General features: G+C 60.7%; 12 protein-coding genes. 1 reads left to right on the top strand and 11 read right to left on the bottom strand.

Going from position 1 to position 13,574, the window contains the following annotated elements:
- From RYC18_RS22705 to pobA, 11 genes are all read right to left on the bottom strand, one after another.
- Window positions 1–734 (bottom strand): toxin VasX (locus RYC18_RS22705; protein ID WP_316886873.1); only part of this gene is annotated, 734 nt, incomplete at its 3' end.
- Between the two features lie 293 nt (window positions 735–1,027).
- Window positions 1,028–1,798 carry a DeoR/GlpR family DNA-binding transcription regulator gene (locus tag RYC18_RS22700; RefSeq protein ID WP_005731522.1) on the bottom strand — a complete coding sequence of 257 codons (771 nt, stop codon included), beginning with the start codon at window positions 1,796–1,798 and terminating at the stop codon, window positions 1,028–1,030.
- A gap of 39 nt (window positions 1,799–1,837) precedes the next feature.
- Window positions 1,838–2,524, bottom strand: coding sequence for an SDR family NAD(P)-dependent oxidoreductase (locus tag RYC18_RS22695; RefSeq protein WP_005780377.1), 687 nt, complete (start codon window positions 2,522–2,524; stop codon window positions 1,838–1,840).
- Between the two features lie 54 nt (window positions 2,525–2,578).
- Window positions 2,579–3,703, bottom strand: a complete 1,125-nt coding sequence (locus tag RYC18_RS22690; protein ID WP_005731524.1) for a sialidase family protein — start codon at window positions 3,701–3,703, stop codon at window positions 2,579–2,581.
- Window positions 3,690–5,105: a sodium:solute symporter family protein gene (locus RYC18_RS22685; RefSeq protein WP_005744538.1), complete on the bottom strand. Its 1,416-nt coding sequence runs from the start codon at window positions 5,103–5,105 to the stop codon at window positions 3,690–3,692. The genes RYC18_RS22690 and RYC18_RS22685 overlap by 14 nt, the downstream gene beginning before the upstream one ends.
- 78 nt (window positions 5,106–5,183) lie before the next feature.
- On the bottom strand, window positions 5,184–6,218 hold the full coding sequence (gene pdxA, locus RYC18_RS22680; protein WP_016981601.1) for a 4-hydroxythreonine-4-phosphate dehydrogenase PdxA: 1,035 nt from the start codon (window positions 6,216–6,218) through the stop codon (window positions 5,184–5,186).
- On the bottom strand, window positions 6,211–7,470 hold the full coding sequence (locus tag RYC18_RS22675) for a four-carbon acid sugar kinase family protein (RefSeq protein ID WP_117139648.1): 1,260 nt from the start codon (window positions 7,468–7,470) through the stop codon (window positions 6,211–6,213). The genes pdxA and RYC18_RS22675 overlap by 8 nt, the downstream gene beginning before the upstream one ends.
- Window positions 7,467–8,636 (bottom strand): iron-containing alcohol dehydrogenase, encoded by a 1,170-nt coding sequence (locus tag RYC18_RS22670; RefSeq protein ID WP_005744541.1) that lies wholly within the window; start codon window positions 8,634–8,636, stop codon window positions 7,467–7,469. Before RYC18_RS22670 ends, RYC18_RS22675 begins: the two co-directional genes overlap by 4 nt.
- Before the next feature lie 10 nt (window positions 8,637–8,646).
- Complete coding sequence (gene dapA, locus RYC18_RS22665; RefSeq protein ID WP_005759360.1) at window positions 8,647–9,525, bottom strand: 4-hydroxy-tetrahydrodipicolinate synthase; 879 nt, start codon at window positions 9,523–9,525, stop codon at window positions 8,647–8,649.
- Window positions 9,526–9,695: 170 nt separating this feature from the next.
- Window positions 9,696–11,021: an MFS transporter gene (locus tag RYC18_RS22660; protein ID WP_016981595.1), complete on the bottom strand. Its 1,326-nt coding sequence runs from the start codon at window positions 11,019–11,021 to the stop codon at window positions 9,696–9,698.
- A gap of 296 nt (window positions 11,022–11,317) precedes the next feature.
- Window positions 11,318–12,502, bottom strand: coding sequence for a 4-hydroxybenzoate 3-monooxygenase (gene pobA / locus RYC18_RS22655; RefSeq protein ID WP_016981593.1), 1,185 nt, complete (start codon window positions 12,500–12,502; stop codon window positions 11,318–11,320).
- 152 nt (window positions 12,503–12,654) lie between these two features.
- Here pobA and RYC18_RS22650 point away from each other — a divergent pair, with 152 nt between their 5' ends.
- Window positions 12,655–13,524, top strand: coding sequence for a helix-turn-helix domain-containing protein (locus RYC18_RS22650; protein ID WP_005731535.1), 870 nt, complete (start codon window positions 12,655–12,657; stop codon window positions 13,522–13,524).
- The last annotated feature ends 50 nt before the right edge of the window (window positions 13,525–13,574 follow it).

Genomic DNA, 13,574 nt, shown 5'->3' with positions numbered 1-13,574 from the left:
TCGTCGACGCTGCCTTGCCAGAAAACGTCAGCACCCAGCGGTGCCCATAACGGATTTGTTTCGGCGTCTTCCGACAGCGGGCGAGCAGTGGGGATCGCCGAGTCAGCGAAACGGCCGTCGTCAGTGACATGGCCCTTGTCGATGTCCGCCACCGCCTCGGCGATACGGTTCAATGGCAGGGTGTCCGGCTCGGCCATGGTGATGCAGTAGCTGGCCAGGTCGAGCGCTTTCATCCACAGCGCGCGGCTTGGGGCGCTGGAGCGCATGTGCTCGCAAACTCGCCACGTCCATTGCTGCGGGGAAAAGGCGATGTGCAGTGTGTGACGTCGCGGGTAGAGCAGGAAGGGCTTGCCATCACTGGCGCCGCTTCGCTGGTCACTACCGATCTGCGCGTCCGTCCAGACAATGCGGCTCAGATGGCCGTTGTTTGCCGAGGCGACATATTCATGCAGCGTCCCGGCCGTTTCGTCGAACACATAGACGTAGCCGTCATACAGCTGGCGAAGGGTGTAGCTGCGTGTTTTCAGTGTCGGCATCAGCGTCCATTTGCCCTGTTTCGGCAACGGCTTCAGTTGCTCCGGCGCGGCGTCGTAGCGGGAGCGATCCAGTGCGTAGCGCACCGGCACGATGGCGACGTTCGGTCCTCTGAAAGGACAAAGGCTGGTGGCCGTCGCCGGAGTCTTGGGGAACAGTGCGGCGCGTCGTTGCTGGTGCGTGCCGTGCTTATCGGTCATGTGGGAAACTCTCTGCGCAGAAACGGGCAATTTCGCCCGCTGTATGCAGAAGTACATTCCAAGATGCATGCCGAAAATTTTTTTATCTATTTAAAACAAATAGATAGCGTTTAAAGGTTTAAAAAAAGCTCAATGGCCAGACAAAAAACGCGAAATAGTGCGCAGGCTTTTGCGCATGTATGCGCAAGCTCGTTTAGGTGCTGGAGGGCTTTGTGTATGGGGCGTGACCAGTTTCAGCGTTAATGTGATGCGCAAGAATTTGCACATCACTGTTTTATGCCAGGAGCGTGAAGTCAGCCGGGCAGGGCAATTTCCACCTGAATGCTTTTGCGCGCCTTGAAAGGGGTGAGCAGTGACTCGTCATCCACCGGGTTGGTGATCAGCGTCCAGGGCTGGCGCAACGGTGTCCAGTGCTGCTGACGCGCGCGGCCCAGCTTGGTGATGTCAGCCAGTACGAAAACCTGTGCAGCCCGCGCCAGCATGTTTTCCTTGAGGTACGCCTGCTCGGCGCTGGCCTCGCACAGGCCCAGTTCAGCCACCACGCCGTCGGCACTGATGAACAGTTTGTCGGCGCTCAGGTGCTCCAGCGCTGCCTGCGCCGCCACCCCATAAGTCGACATGCTCGATGCCCGCAGTGTGCCGCCCAGCACGGTAATGCGCCCATCGGGTATCAACGCCAGATCGCTGAGTGCCAACAGGTTGTTGGTGATTACATGAAGCCCGCGTCGCTGGTTGAGAATGTGCGCCAGCGCGCTGGTGCTGGTGCCGCCTTCAAGAAACAGTGTGTCGTGATCGTTGATATGCGCCAACGCGGCACGGGCGATGTCCATTTTTTCCTGGCTGTGCTGGCGGCTTCGCTCTTCCAGCGAGGTTTCCGGTTCGCGCTGGCCGACATGCGCCGCGCCGCCATAGGTGCGCAGGATCAAGCCATCTTCGGCCAGGGCTGTGAGGTCGCGGCGTACGGTGGCTTCCGAGACGCCGAGTTGGGCGCACAGCTCGTCCACGTTGGATTTGCCGGAAAGAACCAGTTCGAGTATCGCTTGACGACGGTTGGCGACTTTCATTACAGCCCTTGTGTTAAAGCCTGGAAACGGGATGCAACCTTACAACGACGCACCGCCGCACACCACAAGGCTTTGCCCGGTAATTGCACCCGCGTCGGGGCCAAGCAGAAACGCCGCCAGACCGGCGATTTCATCCGGTTGCACAAAACGGCCGATGGGCGGTTTTCGCGGTGGCGTGCCACTGCGTCCGGGGGCCTGCAACATGGGCGTTTCGGTGGCACCGGGGGCGATCAGGTTGACGGTGATGCCGCGTGGCGCCAGTTCGATGGCCCAGGAACGAACCATGCCTTGCAGCGCCGCTTTGCTGGCAGCGTACTGACTGCGCCCGGCCGCACCCTGCATGGTCCGGCTGCCGATCATCAGAATCCGCGAACCGGCGCGCAGCCGTGGGTACAGCGCGTTGACCATGTGACTGGCAGCGGCGACATGCAGATGCCACATGGCCTGGCCATCGGCATCGTTCAGCTCGCCCAACGGCGCGGTGCGCATGAAGCCTGCCGCATGGATCAGCGCATCGATGTGCGGCGTCTGTTGCAGCGCCTTGTCCAGCGCGGCGAAGTCATTGAGGTCGCACTCGCGCCAGGTGAAGTTCGGGTGTTGCAGGTCCGGCGCACGACGGCTCAGACCGGTGACCTGCAGGCCCTGTTCCAGCAGGCGCGTGACAATGGCTTTGCCGATGCCGGAGCTGGCACCGGTGACGAGTACGGACTGGATCGGTTCGGGCATGACATGGGTTCCGCAAAGGCGTCGATCAGCAACAGGCCAATCGACGCGGGTGGGTCAGCGGATCGCGTTCAGCGGCAGGTGGACATGCTTGATCTTCTGCCGGAAGTAGGTGAACGCGACGTGCAGGCTGCCATCGGCGGCCTGAATGATGCTGGGGTAGGAGAACTCGCGATTGAGCTTTTCCTGCGAGTTGTTGGTCAGGCAGAAGCCGTCACCCAGCTCCAGGTCCAGCCGGGTCGGCCAGCTGTGCCCGCCGTCGCGGGAGATCGCCAGGCTCATCGGTGCGCGAGGGATGCCCCACACCGCTGCCTTGCCGTCCTGACGTGCGCCCGGTGTGACGCGGTCGTCGCCCTCATCCTCGATTTCGTCGTACAGCGAGGCCCGGCGCTGGGCGTGGCCTTCGGCACTGACCGGGTTGTAGACCAGGGCCAGTTCGTCGGTCGCCAGCTTCACGAACTGGATCGACGAGTTGTTGTTAGGCAGTTCGGTCGGCGTCGGGGCGCTCCAGGAGCGGCCACGGTCGGTTGAGCGGCTGCTGTAGATGAAGTCCGCCCAGCGGCTGCGGAACAGGCCGAGCAGGCTGCCATCCGGCAATTGATGAACATTCATGTGCACGCTGCCAGTGCTGTCCGGCACATCGTGGCGCGTCCAGCTGTGGCCTTGATCGGTGGAGATCATCACCGCGCTGACATCATGGTTGCCGACCCACTTTTCGCCGGGCCCGGTGATGCAGTACCAGACCGGTAGCAACCAGTCGCCGTTATCCAGCACCACTGGCGGCTGGCGCACAAAGGTGCCGGGCTCGTCGAACAGGGTATCAATCGGCCCCCAGCTTTGGCCGTTATCCAGTGACAGACGACGGCGGATGATGGCGGTCTCCTGATTGCCGGAAATCTGTGCTGTCCAGATCAGCCACAACGGGCCACCGGGTGCCTGGAACAGAATCGGGTTCTGTTCCGAGCGGGACGAATCTTCGGACATTTTCTGCGGCTCGCTCCAGACGCCGGTGGCCGGGTCGCGGCGCGACAGCAGCACGAAGATGTCGGCCATGCCCTCCTGAGTACCGGCGAACCAGGTACACAGCAGCGTGCCGTCGGCCAGCTCGTGCAGGTTCGCGGCATGGTTCTGCGCGTAAGGCGTTGGCAGGAATGCGTCCTGGCGGGTATCAGCGGTTGGCATGAGGAACCTCGGTTTGAGCAGGTTTGGACGACGCGGACTGCGGCAGCAGGCGCTCGATGGCAATGACGATAGCCGGTGTCACCAGCGCGATATACATGTTGTCGATGCCGTAGGGGTTGTCCAGCAGATACCAGACGCTGGTGGTGATGGCTGAAGCGATCAACCCCAGGGTAGCGCCTCGGCCCGAACCGAAGAACGGCAGGTAGATCGCGATCATGGCGACCACGGCAATCGAAAGGCGCAGGGCACGGGTAAAGAACGACAGGTTAAGGATCTCGGGCACGAAGAATACGAAGAACAGCGGCACGAAACCGATCACCAGTGCAATCAGGCGCGTGGTCTTGAACTCCTGATCCACCGACGGTTTGCGCCACGGTACGTAGAAGTCACGGACCACCAGCGAGGCGATGGCCAGCGCCACGGTGCTGACGCTGACGAAAATCGAGGCAACCAGCGAGATGGTCACCACGCCTGCCAATACCGGGCTCATCGATTGCAGGAAGATCGGCAGGGCGTACAGGCTGCTCATTTCCGGGTGCAGGTATTTGGAGGCGACACCGATGAAGCCAAGCGCCAGGGCAATCGGGATGCACAGCAGCGAGGCGTAGAAGGTCGAGCGGCGTGCCGCGTTCTGATTCTGGGTCGAGGAGATGGCCTGAATGATGAACTGCGTGGAGAAAATCGCGCCGACCGTGCCGATGATCCAGGCCATGATTTTCGAGCCGCCGATGGCCCCGTCCCACGTGAAGTAATGCTCGGGCATGTTCTGCACCACGGGGCTGAAGCCACCGGTCATTTTCAACGCCACGCCCAGTACGATCAATACACCGATGTATTTCACCCCGGTGTGCAGGATGCTCATGTAGGCCACGCTTTTCAGACCGCCAAACACGTAGTACAGCGTGCTGATGATCGCCGTGATGAACGCCGCGGTGGTCAGGTTGATCTTCAGGACCGTGGCAATGGCTGCCGCGCCGCTGACGTAGTTGCCGACGTTCACCAGCAACAGCGCGTAGATCATGATGATCGAGACCGCGAGCTTGGTGGAGGTGCCGTACTTTTTGGCGATGAAGCCGGAAATGGTGAACTCGCCGGAGCTATACAGTTTGCGCGCCATCAACAGGCCGAACAGCGGGAAGCCGATGGCCGCGGCGATCACCGACCAGGAGGCGGCAAAACCACTCTCGAATGCGGCCTGTGCCGTACCGACCGTCGACTTTGCACCGATGAACTCGGACATCATCAGCACGCCGACGACGAAGGCGGGCATGGTGCGCGAGGCGACCATGTATTGCTCGCTGGTCTTGCTGCGCAGGCGCATGCTCATCCAGGTGGTTATGACGATATAGACGACCACCATGCCGATGATGATCGAGGTGTCTTGCGCGTTGAAGGTATCCATCAGTCTCGCTCCATTGTTGTTGTTCTGGCGCGTTATGGGGTGCCGCTCGGATAGGCCGCTGCTGTCAGTGCAGCGGCCTCAGACGGCGATGGAATTGCGGGTGTCGCGTTTACGGGTTGCCAATTCCACGGCCTGACGCATGGCTTCGATCAGGCTGCGTTCGTCGGCAATGCCTTTGCCGGCAATATCGAAGGCGGTGCCGTGGTCCACCGAGGTACGAATCACTGGCAGGCCGATGGTTACGTTGACGCCGGCTTCCAGGCCCATGACCTTGACCGGGCCGTGGCCCTGGTCGTGGTACATCGCAACCACTGCATCGAAGTCGCCACGTCCGGCGCGGAAAAACAGCGTGTCGGCGGGCAGCGGGCCTTCCACACGCCAGCCGCGGGCGTGCAGTTCATCGATTGCGGGCTGAATCTTGGTGGCTTCCTCGCCATAACCGAACAGGCCGTTTTCCCCGGCATGCGGGTTGATGCCGCACACCGCGATCAACGGATTTTCGATACCGGCGCGGATCAGGGTTTCCCGGGCGCGTTCTATGGTGCGCTTGACCAGCCCTGGCTCGATCCGCGCAATGGCGTCGATGATGCCGATGTGCGTCGTGACGTGAATGACGCGCAAGGTCGGGGTCATCAACATCATCGAGACTTCTTCGATGCCCAGCAGGTGCGCGAGCATTTCGGTGTGGCCGGGGAAGATATGCCCGCCTGCGTGCAGCGCTTCCTTGTTCAGGGGGGCGGTGCATATGGCGTCCAGCTCTCCGGCCTGAGTCAGCTGCACGGTGCGCTCGATGTAGCGGAACGCTGCATTGCCGGCCACCGCCGACAGTTTGCCGTAGGGCAGGTCAGCGGGTATCAGGTCCAGATCGATGCAGTCCACGGTGCCCTGGATGAAACGGGCTTCTGCAGGGCTGGCGATGCTGTTGACGCGCAACTGGCTGCCGACGATGCGGTTGGCGTCTTCCAGGCGTTGGGCATCGCCGATCACCAGCGGACGGCAGGTGGCGTACACCGAGGCGTGGGTGAGCATTTTCATGATGATTTCCGGTCCCACCCCGGCGGCGTCGCCCATGGTGATACCAATGACGGGACGTTCAGACAGACGCTCAGACATAGGAAGCTTCCTCGTTGAAAGGGGTGCCGGTCGCAGCCGGTGCGTGGAGCATTTGCCAGGCGGTGAGCAAGGTGTCGGGGTTGCCGAACCCCCCGGCTTTGGTCACGACATTGAACGTGTGCTTGCCCAGTCGGGCCTCGGCCAGAACCACGCCGGTGGCCAGTTCGCCAAACAGCGTCAAGCGTTTGATATCCGCTGCAATCAGAATGGCTCTGGCGGTTTCGCCACCGGTGGCTACCACTGAACCGGCATGGGGCAGGGCGGGGGCCAGCCACTGCGCCAGCGCGTTGCTCAACATGGCCGCCTGCGCCGGGTCGCGTTGTTGTTGATCAAGGCGTACCAGCACATCTCGCCCGGTAGCCAGATGCTCTTGGAGTTGCAGGTACGCTGCGGCGCGCTCGGCGTGCGCATCTTCATTGAGTAACATTGCCGGTTGCAGTGTCAGGCACAGTGGCTTGCTGGCCTGTGCGAGCCGGTCGGCCTGGGCCTGGGAATGCCGGGACATGCTGCCCACCACGGTCAGCACCGGTGAACGCGGCTCGACCTTGATCGGCAAGGCTTCGGCCAGCCCAAAGGCGTGCGGCAGATGGCGAGCCAGCCCGGCAGAGCCGACCCAGAACAGTTCGTCATGCCAGGCCACCGATGCCAGGGCCAGTCGCAGCAGGTCACTGTCCAGTTGTGCATCGCAGACCAGCGCCTGTACACCCTGTTCAAGTGCGTTGCGCAATGTGGTTTTGAGCCGTGAAGGATCACGCAGGGTGTCCAAGCCGAGCCACTGGGTACGCAGGCCCTGCGCGACAAACAGATCCAGCAGGTTGCCGGTGCCGTGCAGGTTCTCGTTGCGCCAGACATCGCTCTGATCGACCGGCACACCGTCAATCAATTGCACACCCTGAACGGTCGTGCGTTTCATGGCCGGGAACGCCGGAGCGACCAGCGCCATGCCGCGCAGGCCTTGCAAGGCATCGACCTCACTGGCGACGTTGCCGCGCAGTGTGGAGTCGATTTTCTTGTACAGCGCCATCCCGGTTCGGGACTGCTGTTGCAGGGCTGCGCGGTTCTGATCGGCGGCCTGTTGCGGGTCAAGGCGACGTGAGTCGGCATCAATGGCGATCACCCCCGACAAGTCTTTGGCATTGCCGGTCAGGACCACGTGAGTGTCGATCCGTGAAGCAAAGTCCGCTGCGCAATCGGCTGCCCCCGACAGGTCGTCAGCAATGATCAGCAGGCCCGGAAATTCGGCGCGGCTCATGGCAGCAGGCACCGATACAGTTGCTGGATATCATCCAGGCTGAGGGCTTTGGGGTTATTGGCCATCAGGCGTGTGACCTTGGAAGCCGCTACCGCCATGTCCGCCAGATGCTCTTCGGCAACCCCGAATTCACGCAGGTTCTGTGGGATGTTCAGCACCTGGGTCCATTGGCGAATCTGTTCGATCAGCTTGTGAGCAGCGGTCTCGTTACTGTCGTCCTGCTGCGCCACGCCGCAGACCAGTGCCGCGCGCTTGAGGCGTTCGGCGCAGCTGTCCAGGTTGAAAGCCATCACGTGGGGCAACAGCATGGCGTTGGCCACGCCGTGGGTGACGTGAAACTTGCCACCCAGCGGGTAAGCCAGTGCATGCACCGCTGCGGTTCCGGCGGCGGTCAGCGCCAGGCCCCCATACATCGAGCCCAGCAGCATGTCGCCACGTGCGCGAACCGATTCCGGTTGTTGCCAGGCTTCGACAATGCTGCCTGCGATCAGGCGCATCGATTCCAGCGCAAACGCATCGCTGATCGGGTTGGCCTTGGTGGAGATGAAGGACTCCAGCGAGTGGGTGAAGGCATCCATGCCGGTCGCGGCGGTGATCGGGCGCGGCAGGCTGAGGGTCAGCAGCGGGTCGAGAATGACCAGCGTCGGCAGCAGATGACGGCTGACGACGCCTATCTTCAGTTCTTCATCGGGCAGAGTGACGATGGCATTGGGTGTCACTTCCGACCCCGTACCGGACGTGGTCGGGACCAGCACCATAGGCTTGCCGGGGTGAGTCACCTTGTCGATGCCCAGCAGGTCTCTGAGCGGTGTGTCGTTGGTCAGCATGACGGCGAACAGCTTGGCGGCATCCAGCACGCTGCCCCCGCCAATCGCGATCAGGGCGTCCGGGGCGTGCGGCGCGACATCTTCGCGGAATACCCGCTCGATATTTTCCAGCGTCGGTTCTATTTCGACGTTATCAAGCATGTGCACACGGATATTCTGCGCACTGAGTTGTTCGGTGACGCGCTGGGTAACCCCCAGGTTATGCATGGCGTTCTGGGTAACCAGAATCACGCTTTTTACAGGTACATCGAGCAGCGGCAGTTTTTCGCTCAGCAGGTCGAGGCTGCCGGGACCGTGGAGCACATGTTTCACAGTCTGGAAGTGGTAGGTAGCAGACATCGCGATTACCTCAGGCTTGGCGGTAGACGGCCAGCAGGTTCTGGAGTTTTTCCAGTGCGGCGGCATCGAGCGGCTGCACGGGCGCACGGCATGGGCCGACCGGGACATTGAGCAGTTGCGTTGCGGTTTTCAGCACCACCGGCATGGTGCCCAGCGCGAAGGCATCGCGCAGCGGGCGCAGGGCTTCCTGCGCGGCACGGGCCGCTTCGTGGTTGCCTGACTGGAAGTTGTTCCAGATCGACATGACCACCTCCGGCACGGCGTTGGCGGTTGCGGCAATAGCGCCGTCACCGCCAGCCAGCAGGTTCCAGTAGATCAGCGAGTCGGTTCCGGCGAACACCGCAAAGTCGTCGCTGCGGTACTGCATCATCTGCACCAGTGCGTCGAAATTGCCGGCGCTGTCCTTGATGCCCTTGATCTGCGGATGCTGGCTGAGGGTTGCCACGGCACCGATGCCGATCGACATGCCGGTCTTGGCCGGGATGTTGTACATCATCAGCGGCAGCTCGGCAGCGTCGGCGATGGCGGTGTAGTGCTTGATCAGTTCGGACTGGCTGATGGCGTTGAAGTACGGCGTGATGATCGACAGGGCATCTGCGCCCACATCAATCATCTTTTTGTTCATTTCAATCACTTCATGCGTAGCGAACGCGCCGGTACCTACCACAACCGGCACACGTCCTGCTGCGGCTTCGACAGTGATTCGAGCTATTTTGAGTTTTTCCGATTCGGAAAGGGTGAAGAATTCGCCATTGGTGCCCAGTACGAAAAGCCCGTGAACGCCTGCATTCAGGAGGTTTTCGATCAGATTACGCAGGGCCTGCTCGTCGAGTTGCTGATCAGCAGTGAAGGGTGTGACCAGAGCTGGAATGATGCCGCGAAATTGCATGGGCAGGTTCTCGTTTTATTTTTAGTAAAACGATAATGATTGAATCAATCATTGCTGGCAAGCGTTTTGATCGTTTTTTTCATGTTTGAGTAGGGTTTCTGCCTGAAAGTGACAGGTTCAATCAAAAAGCCAGGCACATGGCCTGGCTCAAGAGAACGGTGTAGTTAAGTTCAGGCGGTCGCCGCAACCTTGCCTGTCGATTGACGACTGACTCGCAAGGCCACCAGGCTGCCGACGATGGTCAGCGCGGCCAGCGAGTACAGCGCCAGAGTGGTCGAGCCGGTCTGGTCCTTGATCCAGCCCACCAGATACGGGCTGAGGAAACCTGCCATCTGGCCGATCGAATTGATTAGCGCCAGCCCGCCCGCTGCAACGCTGGCGCTGAGCAGTGCGGTTGGCAAGGGCCAGAACATTGGCAGGCTGGTGAGGGCACCCATCGTGGCGATGGTCAGACCGAGAATGGCGATGATGGGCACTGTCGCGAAGTTGGCGGCGATGATCAGGCCCGTGGCGCCCATCAGCATCGGCACCACCAAATGCCAACGGCGCTCATTGCGCAGGTCGGCGGAGCGGCCGACCAGCAGCATGAACACGCCTGCCATCAGGTAAGGCACGGCGCTGATCCAGCCGATCACCAAGGCATCGCTGAAACCGAGGTTCTTGATGATTGACGGCAGCCAGAAGTTGATTGCGTAGACGCCGCTCTGAATGCAGAAATAGATAAAGCCCAGAATCCATATGAACGGCATGCTCAGTACCGAAGCCACCGAGCTTTTACCCTGCACCGGACGGCTCAGTTCATCGTTGGTGATATCGGTCTTGACCCGCTGACGCTGTTCGGGCGTCAGCCAGCGTGCGTCCTCGACCTTGTCACACAGCAGAACGAACGCCAGCACACCGAGCGCCACGGTCGGCAGGCCTTGAATCAGGAACATCCACTGCCAGCCCGCCATGCCGCCCTGACCTGCGGCGAAATGGTTGAGGATCCAGCCGGAAAACGGACCGCCCAACAGCCCGGAGACCGGAATGGCCGACATGAACAGTGCCATGATCCGCCCACGCCTCTGGTTTGGGTACCAGCGCGAGAGGTACAGCACAATGCCGGGGAAGAAACCGGCTTCTGCCATGCCGGTCAGAAAGCGCAGCACGTAGAACTCGACCGGTGTGGTGACAAACAGCAGGCAGGTCGAGAAGATACCCCAGGTAATCATCATCAGGCCGATCCAGCGGCGCGGCCCGAAGCGGTTCAGCGCCAGATTGCTGGGCAAGCCGCACAGCACGTAGCCAATGAAGAAGATACCGGCACCGAGGCCATAGACAGTCTCGCTGAAACTCAGGGCGTCGAGCATCTGCAGCTTGGCGAAACCGACATTCACGCGGTCCAGGTAATTGAACAGGTAGCAGATGAAGATAAACGGGATAAGGCGCAGGGTGATACGACGGTAGACATGATTGCCGTCAGCGTCGCCCGCCTCGTGGGTCGAGGTAGCGGTCATGGCGTGTGTTCCTCTGTGCTTGTTGTTTTTATGCAGCTATGGAGCTGTCAGGTGCACTGCCGATCATAGGGTGGCGTCCACGAAAACGCTTTGGGGTTTTGCACGGCTGTGGAGGGCGTGCGTTGTGTGATTGCACAACGCAGGGCTCTGCGCAGGCCTGCATCAGGTGGCTGCGCATCCTCTTGGCGAAGCTGCTCAAGACCGGACGCAGAGCTCACTACCGCTATCGTGCGACGCTCGGCGTCGGCATGCTTTTCAGGACGCTCTGCGTCCTCATACGCAATAGGTGAAATACGCTACTCAATCGCCTCATACGGCAAACCCACATAATTTTCTGCAATGGTTCTGCGCCCGGCTTGCGAGCCGACGTAGTAGTCCAGTTCGGTTTGCTGGATGCGCTGGCTGAACGCATCGGTGTCGGGGAAGTTGTGCAGCACCGAGGTCATCCACCAGGAAAAACGCTCGGCCTTCCACACGCGGCGCAGGCAGATTTGCGAATACTTTTCCAGAAGGTCGGTGCGGCCCTCGCGGTAAACCTTGAGCAGAATCCGGTACAGCGTGCTGACGTCACTGGCCGCCAGGTTCAGGCCCTTGGCGCCGGTAGGCGGGACGATGTGCGCAGCATCGCCGAGCAGAAACAGACGGCCGTACTGCATGGGCTCTACCACGAAGCTGCGCAGCGGCGCGATGCTTTTTTCGATGGACGTGCCGGTTACCAAGCGGTCTGCCAGATGCTCGGGCAGACGGGCTTTGAGTTCCGTCCAGAAGCGTTCGTCCGACCAGTCTTCGACCTTCTCTTCGGCACTGACCTGCACGTAATAGCGGGTACGGATGGCCGAGCGCATGCTGCACAGGGCAAAGCCACGCGGGTGATTGGCGTAGACCAACTCCTCATTGACCGGCGGCGTGTCGGCCAGCACGCCCAGCCAGCCAAACGGGTAAACGCGCTCGAAGATTTTCAGCGTTTCAGAAGGAATCGATTGCCGCGATACACCATGGAAACCGTCGCAGCCGGCAATGTAGTCGCAGTCCAGGCGCACGGTTTCGCCGTCTTTCACGAACGTGACATAGGGACTGTCGGTTTTTGGATCGTGTATGTTCACGTCAGACGCGTCATAGACAGTCATCGCACCTGCTGCTGCGCGCGCGGCCATCAAGTCGCGGGTGACTTCAGTCTGGCCGTAAACCATCACGGTTCTGCCACCGGTCAGGGTTTTCAGGTCGATGCGCTCACAGCGCCCGTCGAAGGCCAGCTCGAAACCGTCATGAATCAAGCCCTCGGCGTCCATTCGTTCGCTGACGCCTGCTTCACGCAACAGGTCGGTCATGCCTTGCTCAAGCACGCCGGCGCGGATGCGCGAGAGGATGTAATCGGGGTCCTTGCGCTCGACAATCACGTTGTCGATGCCGGCACGCTGCAGCAGTTGGCCCAGCAGCAGCCCTGAAGGGCCTGAACCGATAATGGCAACCTGGGTTTTCATGGCGATGGTCCTGTTTTTGATCCCTGCCAAGTGTCATCAGCGGGATATGATTGTTTTTGTCTCCTGCATTTTTAATGGATGCCATCGAGATAAGAAGGCAATATTCGACGCATTATCTGGACTTTTCGAGGGTCCGGACAGGAGAAGAACACATGGCCAGACCTGCCACTGCAACGATACCGGTGTTCAAACTTTACGGGGAAACCGCGGCCTGGCCGACCCCGGACCTGATCCATTGCGAGTCGATCCCCGAGCGCAGCAAGATGCACGAATGGGAGATCAAGCCGCATCGCCATGGAGATCTGGTGCAGTTGCTGTATGTGCAGTCCGGCAGGGCGATGCTCAAGGTCGAGGATGTGGTCACCGAGGTCGAGACACCTTCGCTGCAGGTGGTTCCGGCGTTAAGCGTGCACACCTTCAGGTTTGCCGAAGATATTCAGGGGCACATTCTCAGTCTGGCCAAACCTTTGGTGGAGCAGCTTGAGACGGCACTCGACAGCTCGGCAATGCGCACGACACGGTGTTACGAGCTAGGGGCGGACAGCCATTACGTTGATACGCTGTTCAGCGCCATCGCCCGTGAGTACCGGCAGCCCAGGGCTGGTCGCGATCTGATGCTGCATTCATTGATCAACGTGCTGGTAGTCTGGCTCAGTCGGCGCAGCAGCGAGCATGCTGGCGAAGAAATTCACGCCATGGACCGCGGCCGTGAGCATTTGCAGGTGTTCATGCATCAGTTGGAGGCGAGTTTTCGCGAGCACTGGTCCATTCACCAGCATGCGCAGGCCATGGGCATCAGCGCCGCGCATTTGAATTCGCTGTGTCGGCGCCTGTGCAACCAGTCGGCCTTGCAGATCATCAGCCAGCGGCTGTTGTTGGAGGCCAGGCGCAACCTGATCTACACCACCATGACCATCAATCAGGTGTCCGACAGCCTCGGGTTTTCCGAGCCTGCTTATTTTTCGCGCTTCTTCAAACGCGCTACCGGGCAGTCGCCCAAAGCGTTTCGTCAGCAGAAATAGAAACGGGGCGCTAAAGAGCGCCCCGTTTGCCTGCCGGTTATTGCCGTGGG

Source organism: Pseudomonas syringae group sp. 247E2 (genome assembly GCF_032587795.1).
Classification (GTDB): domain Bacteria; phylum Pseudomonadota; class Gammaproteobacteria; order Pseudomonadales; family Pseudomonadaceae; genus Aquipseudomonas; species Aquipseudomonas amygdali.
The sequence above is the reverse complement of the archived record's forward strand: the minus strand, read 5'-3'. Positions and strand labels throughout refer to the sequence as shown.